Source organism: Mycobacterium angelicum (genome assembly GCF_002086155.1).
GTDB classification, from domain to species: Bacteria; Actinomycetota; Actinomycetes; order Mycobacteriales; family Mycobacteriaceae; genus Mycobacterium; species Mycobacterium angelicum.
Genome location: NZ_MVHE01000001.1, coordinates 145,710 through 159,695 on the forward strand (window position 1 = coordinate 145,710; position 13,986 = coordinate 159,695).

Sequence of the window (13,986 nt, forward strand, 5' to 3'; positions counted from 1 at the left end):
GCACCGACAGATTTTTCTACTGAGTGTCGCCCCTCAACAACCTGATCAAACGCATCAAACGCATCGGCTACGGCTTCACCAACTTCGAGAACTACCGCATTCGCGCACTGCTCTACGCCGGCAAGCCCAACTGGCGGGTCCTCACATCCATCGTCGTCCGATGAACACCGCACCCTGGCAATATCCGAAGAGCCTGTAAACCATGTCTCGGGACACCTGTCAACGATGTCCCGAGACAGGACACTGGTAGCGGGGACAGGATTCGAACCTGCGACCTCTGGGTTATGAGCCCAGCGAGCTACCGAGCTGCTCCACCCCGCGTCGGTAAACGCAAGGCTACCCAACACTGAGGACCCTAGCCAAATCGCGCGTCTAACTGCGCAGACGTTCGACCCGCGGCACTCCGTGCGTCGATAGGTTCAACCTGCCGGGCGCGGAATAGTGAACCCGTTCGGGTGAGTTGACTCTTCGGGGGCCGACCGATTGTCGGCGACGCATCTTGATCACGAAGGAGTCTTTAAGAGCATGACTCAGAGCACGACGATCAGCCCGGGCAGCGTCGTCGCGGCCCGGGAGCTGAACACAGTCTCTGGCACTGCGGTGCTGGTTCCGGACCCGCAGCACGTAATCCATTTGCAGTTCCGGAGGTTCGCTGGGTGCCCAATCTGCAACATGCATTTGCAGTCGGTGTTGCGGCGGCACGACGAGATCGAGGCGGCCGGCATCCGCGAGGTCGTGGTGTTCCACTCCACCGACGAGGAGTTGCGCCGGCATGTCAGCGATCTGCCGTTCGCGGTAGTCGGGGACCCCGAGAAGCGGCTCTACGCGGAGTTCGGAGTTGAGTCGTCGCCGCGCGCGGTACTCAATCCGCGGGCGGTGGCGCCGGTGTTCAGAGGAATGGTCGCTCAGCGGCGGCTACTGCCCACGATTACCGGGGATCGCGCCGACGCACGCCCGCCGAACCTGCACCCCACGGGCGGCCGGTTAGGGTTGCCCGCCGACTTTCTGATCGGCTCAGATGGCCTTGTCATCGCCTGCAAGTACGGCACGCATGCCGATGATCAATGGTCGGTCGACGAGTTACTCGCCCAACTGCGTTGAGAGTTCTTCGCTCGCCTGGCCGCACGACCGTGACTGGTTTGCGCTGTCGCGTCTCCCGGACGGATGGCGCGCCCGGTCGTCCCCGCTACTCCGGCCAACCGTTGTTGCGGATCCGGTCGACCATGTCCTCGCGGACGAATGTCGGGTCGAAGTGCGCGAGTATGTCGGCGTTCATCGTGCCGTAAGTGGTGTGCGGCCGGTGTTTCATGCCTTCGTTGAAGGCAACCAGGATGCGGTTCTTGAAATCCGGGCGGGGGTGGGCAGCGATAACCGAGGCAAGCGCTTCCGGGGACAGGTCCTCGCGACCGATACCCACTACGTCGGTCTCGACACCGGCTGTGACCAAAGCGATTTCGGGTTCGAGCAACTCGGGCACACCTGGCGTCGTATGCAAAGCGATGCCCAGCCACACCTTGTCCGCGTCGCCCGGCTCTACACCGCGCTCCAGCAGGAAGTCGCGCGCCGCGTTGGCCCCGTCAACCTCGAAACGCCGCTCAGAGGAGCGATAGCGCGAGGTCAGGCCGAGGTCGTGAAACATCGCCCCCACATAGAGCAGCTCCAGGTCGGGTCGCAAACCGAGCCGGCGGCCGTGTAGCGCGCCGAACAGGAACACCCGACGCGAATGGTCGAACAGCAGATCGTCTTCAGCGCTACGAATGAAGTCGGTTGCCTCGCGCACCAGCGGGGTGTCGGGTAAGACGATCCCGGCAATGGTTTCAATCGAAGTGGTCATGGTCGCGCCTCCTTTGTTGTGTTGTTGCCAGTGTCCGGCGACGGACGGTGATCCGACGGGGTCGTTCCAGCCGTCCTTCCCACAAATTGCGACATGGTCCGCACAATGGGTGGATGACTGCCAAAGCGGCTCGAGTGGTGGTGATTGTCGTCTTCGACGGTGTGAAGCTGCTCGATGCGGCGGGACCCGCTGAGGTCTTCGCCGAAGCCAACCGGTTCGGCGCCAACTACGTGCTCGAAATCGCATCGGTGGATGGAAGCGACGTAATCACGTCGATAGGAACACATTTCGCGGTCACGCGCAGCATCTCGTCGATCGAATCCGTTGATACCGTCGTCGTTGCCGGCGGGGACGACCTGGTGGGCCGGCCGATCGATCCGGCCCTCGTCGAGGCGCTCAAGACGGTGCCGCCCCGCACCCGGCGTCTGGCATCGGTATGCACGGGTTCCTTCATCCTGGCGCAGGCCGGGCTGCTCAACGGCCGGCGCGCCACCACGCACTGGCGCCATGCGCGACGGCTCGCGCGAGCCTTCCCAGACATCGGCGTCGAGCCGGACGCGATTTTCGTCCGCGACGGCGACGTGTTCACCTCGGCGGGCGTCTCGTCTGGCATCGACCTGGCACTGGCGATGGTCGAGGCGGATTACGGTGCGAAGTTGGTCCGCGAGGTAGCACGGTCCTTGGTGGTATACCTCAAACGCGCTGGCGGACAATCACAATTCTCCACCCTGGTCGAGACCGATCCGCCGGCCGAATCCGCACTGCGGGTGGTCACCGACGCCGTAACCACCGATCCCGGCGCCGACCACAGCGTGAAAAGACTTGCCGCTCGGGCATCTTTGAGCACCCGGCAGCTGACCCGGCTGTTTCAGTCGGAGCTAGGCACGACGCCCGCGCGCTACGTAGAAATGGTCCGAATCGATTACGCGCGTGCAGCACTCGACGCCGGCCGCTCCGTCGCCGATACCGCGCGCATGGCGGGCTTCGGCAGTACCGAAACGCTGCGCCGGGTTTTCCTCAGCCATCTCGGGATAACCCCGAAGGCATACCGCGACAGATTCCGCACCGCCGCGCGCGGCTAACACCGCGACGAGCGTGCGCAAAATGCCAGCGCGCGCGGCGTGTCAACGTACAGACATGCACGCTCGCGGCGGACAGGAATTACTTGGTGTTGTTGAACTTGGTGATGGCTTCGTCAAGGCGTTGCAGAGCAGCGCCGTACCCGGCGAAATCACCCTTCTTCTGCGCATCCCGCGCCGCGCCGATAGCTGCCTGAATCTCTTGCATCGCAGCGGCTTTGGCGGGCGACAAGGTAACCGACGCGTCCGGTGGCGGCGGCACCACCGCGGTCGGCGGGGGCGACACCGGCCCGTTGGACGGCGGCGGCGGGTTCGCCGGAGGCGCCGCCGGCACGCCGGCGTCGGTGGGTTGTATCCCCGTCGCGGCGGCACCTGCCCCCGGCCCGAAGAGCCCCGTCAGGGCATCGCCCACAGTCGGCCCGTACCCGATCTTGTCGTTGTACATCATCGCCACCCGGATCAGTCGCGGATACGAAGATGCGGCGTCGCTGGCGCCCGGCGAGGCATAAACCGGTTCGACGTAGAGCAATCCGCCCTGGCCCACCGGAAGCGTGAGCAGATTGCCCCACTTGATGCGGTTCTGGTTATCTCGCCCGATCACACCGAGGTCCTGGGACACCGCCGGATCGGTGGTTATCGCGTTGTTGGCCAGCTTGGGACCGTTGACCTGGCCCGGGATGGTCAACACGGTGATCCTGCCGTACGTCGCGGGATCGGAACTGGCGCTGATGTAAGCAGCCAGATAGTCGCGCTTGAACCTGTTCATCGCGCTGGTCAACTGGTATGAGGCCGTATTGTCGTTCTTGGCAATGTTTTTCGCGACGATGTAGTACGGCGGCTGATAGCTGCTGGCCGTCGGGTTCGGGTCCAACGGAACGTCCCAGAAATCCGAGGTGGAGAAGAACGTCACCGGGTCGTTGACGTGGTATTTGGCCAGCAGCATGCGCTGCACCTTGAACAGATCCTCGGGGTAACGCAGATGCTCGGCCAGCTCGGGAGTGATGTCGCTCTTGGGCTTGACCGTGCCGGGGAAGACCGACATCCAGGCCTTCAGCACCGGGTCATTCTCATCCTGCTGGTACAGCGAGACGGTGCCGTCGTAGGCGTCGACCGTCGCCTTCACCGAATTACGGATGTAGGAGACCTTCTTGTCGGGAGCCAGCCGGTTGAAGGCGACCTCGGTGGAGTCCGCGGTCGCCGACGACAACGACGTGAGCTCCGAATAGGGGTAGTTGTCCAAGGTGGTGTAGCCGTCGATGATCCACACCAGCCGCTTGTTGACGATCGCCGGATACACCGAGCTGTCGGTGGTCAGCCACGGCGCCACCGCCTCGACCCGCTGCGCCGGGTCGCGGTTGAATAAGATCTTGCTGTTGGATCCAATGACGTTGGAGAACAAGAAGTTTCGTTCGGCGAATTTCGCGGCGAACACGCTACGGGAGATCCAGCTCCCGATCGCGACTCCCCCGCTGCCGGTATAGGTGTAGTTCTTGGTTTCCGTACTGGTCTCGTAATCGTATTCCCGGTCGGCACCGGTCTTTCCGACGATCGCGTAGTCGGCAGAGGTGTTGGAGATAACCGGCCCGAAGTAGATGCGCGGCTGATCCAGCGGCGCCGGCCCGTCGGAAACGACCGTGCCGTTGGCGCCCACGACATTGACCAAAAACTCGGGGTAGCCGCCGTTTTGATTGGGGTCGTTGGCGATGCCGCGCACGGTGTTGGCGGGTGAGGCGATGAATCCGTTGCCATGCGTGTACACGGTGTGGCGGTTGATCCAGTCGCGCTGGTTGTCGATCAGGCGGTCCGGGTTGAGCTCACGAGCAGCGACGACGTAGTCGCGCAGGTTGTTGTTGCGGTCCACGTAGCGGTCGATGGACAGCTGGTCGGGGAAGTAGTAAAAGTTCTTGCCCTGCTGGAACTGGGTGAACGCCGGGCTGACGATCGTGGGGTCGAGCAGCCGGATATTGGAGGTGGTGGCGCGGTCGGCGGCGACCTGCTGGGCCGTGGCCTGGCCGTCGCCGGTGTAGTTGCGATAGGTCACCACATCCGACGTCAGCCCGTAGGCTTGCCGGGTCGCGGTGATACTTCGGCTGATGTATTCGCTTTCCTTCTGCGCCGCATTGGGTTTGACGCTGATCTGCTCGACGATCAACGGCCAGCCGGCGCCTACGATCAACGACGAAAGCAGCAGCAGCACCAGGCCGATAGCGGGAATCCGCAAGTCCCGCAAGACAATCGCGGAAAATACCGCGGCCGCGCAAATCACCGCGATGGCCAGCAGGATCAGCTTGGCCGGCAGCACCGCGTTGATGTCGGTGTAACCGGCGCCGGTGAACGGCTTGCCGCCGCGGGTATGTGACAGCAGCTCATAGCGATCCAGCCAGTAGGCAACGGCCTTGAGCAACACCAGGATTCCGACCAGGCTGACCAATTGCACGCGCGCCGAGCGGCTCAGCGCGCCGCTGCGTCCGGACAACCGGATGCCGCCGAAGAGGTAGTGCGCCACCAGGTTCGCGATGAACGCCAGGAAGATCGCAACGAACAGGTAGCTCAGCAGCAGCCGGTAGAACGGCAGCTCGAACGCGTAGAAGCCCAGATCCTTGCCGAACTGTGGATCGCTGACACCGAAGTCACCGCCGTGCAGGAACAGCTGAATCCGCACCCAGTAGCTTTGCGCCACCACACCGGCCAGCACACCGATCGCCGTGGGGATGCCGATGCCCACCATCCGCAACCGGCTCATCACCATGGAGCGATAGCGAGCAATCGGATCGTTGTCGTTGTTGGGGACGAACACCGGGCGGGTGCGGTAGGCCAGTGCCAGCCCGCCGAACACGATCCCGCCGACCAGCAGCCCGGCCACCAGGAACACCACGATGCGGGTGACCAGAACGGTGGTGAACACCGAGCGGTAGCCCAGCTCGCCGAACCACAGCCAGTCCACGTAGGCGTCGATCAGCCGTGGACCGGCCAGCAGCAACACGATCACACCCAGTGCGATCAGGATCAGAATCCGGCTACGCCGAGTTAGTTTCGGCATCCTCGCGGCGGGCCGCATTCCCACTGGCTACGCTCCCCTGCTCTTTTTTCCCGACGGACACAACTGTACGCATCGAGGGGTGTTAGCAACTCGGCGTCGGCGCACCCGACGTCATCGCATGCAAGGCGTCCACCGCAGAACCGAGCGTCTCGACCTTGACCAGCTTGAGCCCCGACGGGATGTCGGAGGTCGCCTCGTAGCAATTCTTGGCCGGCACCAGGAACACCGTCGCACCGGCCGCACGGGCGGCGGCCATCTTGTGGGTGATCCCTCCGATGGGCCCGACCTTGCCGTCCACGGAGATGGTCCCGGTGCCCGCCACAAAGGTCGATCCGACCAGGTCGCCGGTGGTGAGCTTGTCGACCACGGCCAGGCTGAACATCAGGCCGGCCGATGGTCCACCGATGTTGGCGAGGTTGAAGTCGACGACGAAGGGTGCCCACGGCGCATCGAGCACGGCGACGCCCATGAATCCGTAGTCGCGATCCTTGTTGGTGCCCAGCGTGATCTCGGCGACGCCGGCCGGCTCGTTCTTGCGGCGGAAATCGATGGTCACCACCTGGCCGGGCTTGGTCTTCTTCAGCAGCGTGGTGAACTGCTCGACGGTGGCCGTCGGAGTGCCGTTGACGGCGTCGATAGCGTCACCGGCCTTGAGCTTGCCCAGCGACGGTCCGGGATCGCTGACGGTGGCGACGGTAACCGCAACCGGGTACTTCAGGTACCCCAATGCGGCGTATTCCGCACTGTCCTCGGACTGTTTGAAGTCGGCATTGTTCTCCTTGTCGACTTCGTCACGCGACTTGCCCGGCGGGTAGACCAGGTCGCGGGGAACCAGCTGTTCCTGGCCCGACAGCCACAGGGTGAGGGCCTCACCCAGTGTCAGGTCATCGCGCTGGGAGACCGTCGTCATATTGAGATGGCCCGACGTCGGGTGGGTAGCGGTTCCCTCAATCTGGACGACCTGCTTGCCGTCGACCTCACCCAGCGTGTCGAAGGTTGGTCCCGGGCCCAGTGACACAAACGGCACCGTCACCACCGCGAGTAGCACGCCGAACACCACAATCGGCACCAACGCGACCATCAGGGTCAAAATCCGCCTGTTCACGCCGCATACACTAACCGGACCCGTTCAGCTGCGAGCGTGACGGCGGATGCCGCTTTCTGTTCCCCGGGTGGGTACCGTTGACCTCATGGCTGACCTGCCTTTCGGCTTCTCCTCCGGAGAAGACCCCGATCGCGACAAGCGCGGAAAGAACGATCCCGACTCCGGCTCGGGGGGTAATCCGTCGGGACCCTTCGGCGCGTTCGGTCAGGGCGGGGAGTTCAACATGGCCGATCTGGGGCAGCTTTTCACCCGGCTTGGCGAGATGTTCGGCGGCGTCGGAACCGCGATGGCAGCGGGTAAAGACGCAGGTCCGGTGAACTACGACCTGGCTCGACAGGTCGCGTCGAGTTCGATCGGGTTCGTCGCGCCCATTCCGGCGACCACCAACTCGGCAATCGCCGATGCGGTGCACCTGGCCGAGACCTGGCTGAACGGTGCCACCACGCTGCCCGCCGGCACCACCAAGGCGGTGGGGTGGAGCCCGACCGACTGGGTCGACAACACCCTCGAGACCTGGAAGCGGCTGTGCGATCCGATGGCCCAGCAGATTTCCTCGGTGTGGGTGTCGTCGCTGCCCGAGGAGGCCAAGAACATGGCCGGCCCGTTGCTGTCGATGATGTCGCAGATGGGTGGGATCGCGTTCGGCTCGCAGCTGGGCCAGGCACTGGGCCGGCTGTCGCGCGAGGTGCTGACGTCCACCGACATCGGTCTGCCGCTGGGCCCCAAGGGCGTCGGGGCGATCCTGCCGGATGCCGTCGAATCCTTCGCGTCGGGGCTCGAGCAGCCGCGCAGCGAGATCTTGACGTTTTTGGCCGCCCGGGAAGCCGCTCATCACCGGCTTTTCAGCCACGTTCCGTGGCTGGCCAGCCAGTTGCTGGGCGCCGTTGAGGCCTACGCCATGGGCATGAAGATCGACATGACCGGAATCGAGGAGCTGGCCCGCGATTTCAACCCGGCGTCGCTGGCCGATCCTGCGGCCATGGAGCAGTTGCTGAGCCAGGGCGTGTTCGAGCCCAAGGCGACGCCGGCGCAAACCCAGGCACTCGAGCGGCTCGAGACACTGCTCGCGCTGATCGAGGGCTGGGTGCAGACCGTGGTCACCGATGCGCTTGGCGAACGGATTCCTGGCACGGGAGCGCTGTCCGAAACGCTGCGCCGGCGCCGGGCCAGCGGCGGCCCGGCCGAACAGACCTTCGCGACGCTGGTCGGCCTGGAACTGCGGCCACGCAAGCTGCGCGAGGCCGGCGCACTGTGGGAGCGCCTGACGCAGGCAGCCGGTATCGATGCCCGCGACGGCGTCTGGCAGCACCCGGACCTGCTCCCCCACTCCGAGGACCTCGATGACCCGGCCGCGTTCATCGACCGGATCATCGGCGGCGATACAAGTGGTATCGACGAGGCCCTCGCCCAATTCGATGCCCAATTAGATGCCGAGTTCGAGGACGACCGCCAGGACCCCGACGACCCCGGTTCTGTGGATAACTGAACTGAGCCGTCGCCGCCGGCGTGGCACAGTTTCAGCTCATGCCGCAGGTCGCGCCCTCCTCGTATGCCCTGGATCCGGCGATGCCGGTGCTGATGCGGCCGGACGGCGCCGTGCAGGTGGGCTGGGACCCGCGCCGCGCGGTGCTGGTTCGTCCGCCCGGCGGTCTGAGCGTGGCGGGTTTGGCCACACTCTTGCGCTCCATGCGCTCACCGATGGCGATGCCCGAGTTGCGCCGCCAAGCCGCCGAGCGTGGCTTGGTCGATGGCGACGAGCTGACCAATCTGGTGACGCAGCTCGTTGACGCGGGTGTGGCCACCCGGGGATGCCGTGCTGCCCGGGGCCGCTCCCCGTCGATTCGGGTGCATGGTCGCGGACCGCTGTCGGATCTGCTCGCGCAGACGCTGCGCTGCTCGGGCGCCCGGGTGGGGCAAAGCAGTCAGCCGCATGCGGCGATGACAGCGGCCACCGTGGACCTGGTGGTGCTGTCGGATTACTTGGTGGCCGATCCGCGTCTGGTGCGCGACCTGCACCACAAAGGTGTCGCGCATCTTCCGGTTCGGGTTCGCGATGGAACCGGGCTCGTCGGGCCGCTGGTCATCCCCGGTGTGACGAGCTGCCTGGGCTGCGCAGATCTGCATCGCAGCGACCGCGACGCCGCATGGCCGGCCATTGCCGCCCAACTGCGCGACACCGTCGGAGTGGCCGATAGGGCCACCTTGTTAGCAACCGCGGCGCTGGCGCTCAGCCAGGTAAACCGGGTGATCGCGGCGGTGCGCGGCCAGGACGCGGCACCCGATCCGCCCTCGGCGCTCAATGCCACGCTGGAATTCGACCTCAACGCAGGGTCCATCGTGGCGCGTCAGTGGACCAAGCACCCACTGTGCTCCTGTTGAGCTATCCCTGACGTCCCTGCTCCGGCACGTTCGTCGCGATGGAGGCATAGGCCCTGGCCAGGTCGTCGAGCACGCCCTCGGTCAGGGTGCGGTCCTTGCGGTGCTTGTCCAGCGTTTCGATGATCGCCCTGAATAGAGCTTCGGCGGCGTCGTGCTGAGATGTTTTAGCTGACATGGTTTTTCGCGGGCCACCCTCCGGACATGGGGTTTCGACAGATCGCGCCGTTGCGACGGGCAAGACACTACCTACGTTGCGGGGTCTCGGCAGCGCCGGCGCACAGGTTGACGAGGAGCTTGCGAACGGTTGTTGTCAGATCAATGGCCCGAACGACCAGCGGTCATGGATGATGGGTGGGTGGCAGACATCAAGCGTGGCCGCGCCGCGCGCAACGCGAAGCTCGCCAGCCTGCCGGTCGGCATGGCCGGCCGGGCGGCTCTGGGCTTCGGTAAACGGCTGACCGGCAAATCCAAAGACGAAGTCAACGCCGAGTTGATGGAGAAGGCGGCCAACCAGCTCTTCACCGTTCTGGGTGAGCTCAAGGGCGGGGCGATGAAGGTCGGCCAGGCGCTGTCGGTGATGGAAGCCGCCATTCCCGAGCAATTTGGCGAGCCCTACCGCGAGGCGCTGACCAAACTGCAGAAGGACGCCCCGCCGCTGCCCGCGGCGAAGGTACATCGGGTGCTCGACGGGCAGCTCGGTACCAAGTGGCGGGAGCGGTTCAGCTCGTTCGACGACACTCCGGTGGCTTCGGCCAGCATCGGCCAGGTACATAAAGCGGTCTGGTCCGACGGCCGCGAGGTTGCCGTAAAGATCCAGTACCCGGGTGCCGACGAGGCGTTGCGGGCGGACTTGAAAACCATGCAGCGGATGGTGGGCGTGCTCAAGCAGCTTTCACCGGGCGCCGACGTGCAGGGGGTCGTCGACGAACTGATCGAGCGCACCGAGATGGAGCTCGACTATCGGCTGGAGGCCGACAACCAGCGCGCCTTCGCCAAGGCGTACGCCGGGCACCCACGCTTTGTGGTGCCCCACATCGTGGCCAGCGCGCCCAAGGTGGTGATCCAGGAGTGGATCGACGGCGTGCCGATGTCCCAGATCATCCGGCACGGGACGCCCGAACAACGCGACCTGATGGGCACGCTGCTGCTCGAGCTCACCTTCGACGCGCCAAGCCGGGTGGGAATGCTGCATGGCGATGCCCACCCCGGGAATTTCATGCTGCTGCCCGACGGCCGAATGGGCGTCATCGACTTCGGTGCGGTGGCGCCGCTGCCCGGCGGCTACCCGATCGAGCTCGGGATGACCATTCGCCTGGCCCGCGACAAGAACTACGACATGCTGTTGCCGACGATGGAGAAGGCCGGGTTCATTCAGCGCGGGCAACAGGTTTCCGTGCGCGAGATCGACGAGATGCTGCGTCAGTATGTCGAGCCCATCGAGGTCGAGGTCTTCCACTACACCCGCAAGTGGCTGCAGCGAATGACGGTGAGTCAGATCGACCGCTCGGTGGCGCAGATCAAGGCGGCCCGGCAGATGGACCTGCCACCGAAGCTCGCGATTCCGATGCGGGTGATCGCGTCGGTGGCAGCCATCCTGTGCCAGCTGGATGCACACGTACCGATCAAGGCCCTGACCGAGGAACTGATTCCCGGCTTCGCCGAGCCCGACACGGCCGTCGTCTAAGCCGCGACCTTTGGCGGACGCCCGCGCGGACGCTTGCGGTTGACGATCGAGCCGCGCTCGAAGATCTCGCCGCCCCACACTCCCCAGGGTTCGGCGCGTTCCAGCGCGGCAGCCAGGCACTGCCGCCGGACAGGGCAGTCCACGCACAGCGTCTTGGCACGCTCGAGATCGGCTGGGGTGTCGGCGAACCATAGGTCGGGATCGCCGACGTGACATGGCAGGGCCAGCTGCCTTCTTTTGGGGACTGTCGGGGCCGACATGTCCTATTCACCTGCTTCCTGGTCTGGTGGCTGTCCTTTTCAGTGATCCGGACCAGGTCGGGAGGTGCTCGACCCAAAAACTGTGGCCACGGATCCTGCTGACTTCGGGTCCGTGGCCATCTGGCGGGCTCGTTGGGTAGCTAGGTTGAGCCCCGATTCACGGACGCTTCAGTCGCGGCGGCGACACGGTGCTTGACCGCTGCCGCCGGCACGGCGGCATGGGCGGCGGGCGGAGTTGCAGCGGTTAGCACCGTGGCAGCCACGCCTACACCGAACGCATTGCTGTCGATCATCGTGGCCACCCTCCTCTCGTACGCGTGCCAGCCATCAGCGCGAGCCGGCGATATGCGTCTACGAGGGTAGACGTTAGCCGCCGACGGAGACAACCGATTTTCTGACCAGCGGTTTTCGTCCATCAACGCGCTTGGCGAACCAGCGCGAGCACGTCGGGACCGTACTGTTCCAGCTTGCGGGCGCCGATCCCCGGAATGGCGATCAGCGCCGCGTCGTCGGCCGGCAGCAGCTCGGCGATCGCGATCAGGGTGTTGTCGCTGAAGATGATGTAGGGGGGCATCTTCTGCTCCTTGGCCATGTCCAGCCGCCACGCCTTGAGCTGCAGCAGCAACTCCTCGTTGACATCGCCGGCACATGACTCACATCGCCGCAGCATGACCGAGGCCGGCGTGGTCAGCGGGTTGTTGCAGATCCGGCACCGGGTGGCCGTGCCCCGGTTGCGTCGGGATTTGCCCGCCTGCTCGACTTGCGTCTGGGGCGCGATGCCGTTGAGGAATCGTGACGGCTTACGGCTCTGACGCCCGCCGGCGGCACGTGCCAGCGCCCAGCTGAGCGCCAAATGCACTCGCGCTCTGGTGATTCCGACGTAGAGCAGGCGACGCTCCTCTTCGACGCGTTCGCTTTCGGGACCATGCGCCAACGCGTGCGAGATCGGCACGGTGCCGTCGACCAAGCCGACCAGAAACACCGCATCCCACTCCAGCCCCTTGGCGGCATGCAGGGAGGCCAGCGTGACCCCCTGCACGACCGGCGGGTGCCGCGCGTCGGCCCGGCTGCGTAGCTCGGCCAGCAGACCGGGCAGCTGCAGCTGCGGGCGTTGCGCGACCTCGTCGTCGACCAGTTCGGCCAGCGCGGTGAGTGCCTCCCAGCGCTCGCGGGCGCGGGTACCGACGGGTTCTTCGGCCGTGAGGCCCAACGGTTCGAGGATGCCGCGAACCACCTCGGGCAGCGGCCCTTCGGTGCCGCGCTCGGACGCGCGTTGCAGGGCCAGCAGCGCCTGCTTGATTTCCTGACGGTTGAAAAATCCCTCACCGCCACGAACCTGGTAGGCGATGCCGGCCTCGGTCAGCGCTTCCTCGTAGACCTCCGACTGGGCATTGACCCGGTACAGAATGGCGATTTCGGATGGCGCAGTGCCGGATTCGATGAGCCGATGGATCGACGCCGCCACCGCGGCGGCCTCGGCCGCCTCGTCCGGGTACTCGTGGAACGACGGCGCCGGACCGGGCGCTCGCTGGCCGATCAGCTGCAGCTTGCTGCCCGCGACGCGCCCGCGGGCCGCGGCGATCACCTGGTTGGCCAGCGACACCACCTGCGGGGTAGACCGGTAGTCGCGTTCCAGGCGCACCACCGTGGCGTCGGGGAACCGCCGCGAGAAGTCGAGCAGGAAGCGCGGTGAGGCTCCGGTGAACGAATAGATGGTCTGGTTGGCGTCGCCGACGACCGTGAGGTCGTCTCGGCCGCCGAGCCACGCGGACAGCACGCGCTGCTGCAGCGGGGTGACGTCCTGGTACTCGTCGACGACAAAGCAGCGGTAGCGGTCGCGGAACTCCTCGGCCACCGCGACGTCGTTTTCGATCGCGGCGGCGGTGTGCAGCAGCAGGTCGTCGAAGTCGAGCAGCGCGAGGTTCTCGTCGCGGACCTTGAGCGCCTCGTACGCGGTGTAGACCTGGGCGACTTTGGCGGCGTCCATCGGGATGTCGCGGCCTCCGGCCGCCACCGCGGCCGCGTATTCCTCGGGGCCGATCAGGGATGCCTTGGCCCATTCGATCTCACCGGCGAGGTCGCGTACGTCGTCGGTGCTGGTATTGAGCCGGCAGCGGCTGGCGGCCCGGGCCACGGCGGCGAACTTGGTGTCGAGCAGCTCCCAACGGGTGTCGCCGACCACCCGCGGCCAGAAATACCGCAGCTGGCGGTGCGCGGCGGCATGAAAGGTGAGCGCCTGCACGGCGCTGACGCCGGAGCCGCCCTGCGCCGTGGCGTCGAGCGCTCGTAACCGGGATCGCATCTCGCCCGCGGCACGCTGGGTGAACGTCACGGCCAGCACCTGGCCCGCGGCGACATGACCGCTGGATACGAGCTGGGCGATCCGGTGGGTGATGGTGCGGGTCTTGCCGGTTCCGGCGCCCGCGAGCACACATACCGGGCCGCGCGGAGCCAGCACTGCTTCGCGCTGCTCTTCATCAAGCCCGGTGGTCAATTGGTCAGCGACCATCGGCATGGCGTCCATCTTGACAGGGGTGTCCGACAAACCTGGCGTGTCGCCACGCCGTTTCGCAGCCGGCCGGTGCACGGAATGGTTCTTCGCCGG

The 13,986-nt window shown here is 65.6% G+C and carries 12 protein-coding genes, 1 tRNA gene and 1 pseudogene; 6 read left to right on the forward strand and 8 right to left on the reverse strand.

What is annotated here, in order from left to right:
* The first annotated feature begins 23 nt into the window (after positions 1–23).
* On the forward strand, positions 24–164 hold the full coding sequence (locus BST12_RS30540; protein WP_139801421.1) for a transposase: 141 nt from the start codon (positions 24–26) through the stop codon (positions 162–164).
* 80 nt (positions 165–244) lie between these two features.
* Here BST12_RS30540 and BST12_RS00695 read toward each other — a convergent pair.
* Positions 245–321: transfer RNA gene (locus BST12_RS00695), tRNA-Met, on the reverse strand.
* Positions 322–525: 204 nt separating this feature from the next.
* On the opposite strand from BST12_RS00695, the gene BST12_RS00700 reads away from it, so the two are divergent.
* Positions 526–1,101: a peroxiredoxin-like family protein gene (locus BST12_RS00700; protein WP_083111066.1), complete on the forward strand. Its 576-nt coding sequence runs from the start codon at positions 526–528 to the stop codon at positions 1,099–1,101.
* Between the two features lie 85 nt (positions 1,102–1,186).
* Here BST12_RS00700 and BST12_RS00705 read toward each other — a convergent pair whose 3' ends face one another.
* Positions 1,187–1,834, reverse strand: coding sequence for an HD domain-containing protein (locus tag BST12_RS00705; protein ID WP_083111067.1), 648 nt, complete (start codon positions 1,832–1,834; stop codon positions 1,187–1,189).
* Between the two features lie 113 nt (positions 1,835–1,947).
* Between BST12_RS00705 and BST12_RS00710 the strand changes: the two genes are divergently transcribed.
* Positions 1,948–2,916, forward strand: coding sequence for a GlxA family transcriptional regulator (locus tag BST12_RS00710; protein WP_083111068.1), 969 nt, complete (start codon positions 1,948–1,950; stop codon positions 2,914–2,916).
* Between the two features lie 79 nt (positions 2,917–2,995).
* Here BST12_RS00710 and BST12_RS00715 read toward each other — a convergent pair whose 3' ends face one another.
* Together BST12_RS00715 and BST12_RS00720 are read right to left on the reverse strand one after the other, a co-directional pair.
* The gene (locus BST12_RS00715; RefSeq protein ID WP_083111069.1) at positions 2,996–5,977 is read right to left on the reverse strand and encodes a UPF0182 family protein; all 2,982 of its coding nucleotides are present in this window, start codon (positions 5,975–5,977) and stop codon (positions 2,996–2,998) included.
* A gap of 58 nt (positions 5,978–6,035) precedes the next feature.
* Positions 6,036–7,058: a YlbL family protein gene (locus tag BST12_RS00720; protein WP_083111070.1), complete on the reverse strand. Its 1,023-nt coding sequence runs from the start codon at positions 7,056–7,058 to the stop codon at positions 6,036–6,038.
* 67 nt (positions 7,059–7,125) lie between these two features.
* Between BST12_RS00720 and BST12_RS00725 the strand changes: the two genes are divergently transcribed.
* Positions 7,126–8,544, forward strand: a complete 1,419-nt coding sequence (locus tag BST12_RS00725) for a zinc-dependent metalloprotease (RefSeq protein WP_139801422.1) — start codon at positions 7,126–7,128, stop codon at positions 8,542–8,544.
* A 38-nt stretch (positions 8,545–8,582) separates the two neighbouring features.
* Positions 8,583–9,437 carry a cyclodehydratase gene (locus BST12_RS00730; RefSeq protein WP_083111220.1) on the forward strand — a complete coding sequence of 285 codons (855 nt, stop codon included), beginning with the start codon at positions 8,583–8,585 and terminating at the stop codon, positions 9,435–9,437.
* Between the two features lies 1 nt (position 9,438).
* Here the strand turns inward: BST12_RS00730 and BST12_RS30545 are convergent, their stop codons facing one another.
* Positions 9,439–9,612 carry a hypothetical protein gene (locus BST12_RS30545; RefSeq protein WP_139801423.1) on the reverse strand — a complete coding sequence of 58 codons (174 nt, stop codon included), beginning with the start codon at positions 9,610–9,612 and terminating at the stop codon, positions 9,439–9,441.
* 165 nt (positions 9,613–9,777) lie between these two features.
* Here BST12_RS30545 and BST12_RS00735 point away from each other — a divergent pair, with 165 nt between their 5' ends.
* Positions 9,778–11,121, forward strand: coding sequence for a macrolide-binding ATPase MABP-1 (locus BST12_RS00735; protein ID WP_083111072.1), 1,344 nt, complete (start codon positions 9,778–9,780; stop codon positions 11,119–11,121).
* Here BST12_RS00735 and BST12_RS00740 read toward each other — a convergent pair.
* The 3 genes and pseudogenes from BST12_RS00740 to BST12_RS00745 all read right to left on the reverse strand — a co-directional run bounded on the left by BST12_RS00740 (position 11,118) and on the right by BST12_RS00745 (position 13,896).
* Entirely contained in the window at positions 11,118–11,381 is a 264-nt protein-coding gene (locus BST12_RS00740; protein WP_083111073.1) for a WhiB family transcriptional regulator, read from the reverse strand. The genes BST12_RS00735 and BST12_RS00740 overlap by 4 nt on opposite strands.
* Positions 11,378–11,674 (reverse strand): annotated as a pseudogene (locus BST12_RS34770) (hypothetical protein); the annotation flags it as partial. The pseudogene BST12_RS34770 and the gene BST12_RS00740, both read right to left, overlap by 4 nt.
* Before the next feature lie 122 nt (positions 11,675–11,796).
* The gene (locus BST12_RS00745) at positions 11,797–13,896 is read right to left on the reverse strand and encodes an ATP-dependent DNA helicase UvrD2 (protein ID WP_170062031.1); all 2,100 of its coding nucleotides are present in this window, start codon (positions 13,894–13,896) and stop codon (positions 11,797–11,799) included.
* Between the last annotated feature and the right edge of the window lie 90 nt (positions 13,897–13,986).

Bases quoted from the DNA above. Each gene is read 5' to 3' on its own strand.
- BST12_RS00745 (WP_170062031.1), bottom strand. From the start codon at position 13,896: ATGCCGATGGTCGCTGACCAATTGACCACCGGGCTTGATGAAGAGCAG.
- BST12_RS00700 (WP_083111066.1), top strand. From the start codon at position 526: ATGACTCAGAGCACGACGATCAGCCCGGGCAGCGTCGTCGCGGCCCGG.
- BST12_RS00735 (WP_083111072.1), top strand. From the start codon at position 9,778: ATGGATGATGGGTGGGTGGCAGACATCAAGCGTGGCCGCGCCGCGCGC.
- BST12_RS00730 (WP_083111220.1), top strand. From the start codon at position 8,583: ATGCCGCAGGTCGCGCCCTCCTCGTATGCCCTGGATCCGGCGATGCCG.
- BST12_RS00740 (WP_083111073.1), bottom strand. From the start codon at position 11,381: ATGTCGGCCCCGACAGTCCCCAAAAGAAGGCAGCTGGCCCTGCCATGT.
- BST12_RS00705 (WP_083111067.1), bottom strand. From the start codon at position 1,834: ATGACCACTTCGATTGAAACCATTGCCGGGATCGTCTTACCCGACACC.
- BST12_RS00710 (WP_083111068.1), top strand. From the start codon at position 1,948: ATGACTGCCAAAGCGGCTCGAGTGGTGGTGATTGTCGTCTTCGACGGT.
- BST12_RS30545 (WP_139801423.1), bottom strand. From the start codon at position 9,612: ATGTCAGCTAAAACATCTCAGCACGACGCCGCCGAAGCTCTATTCAGG.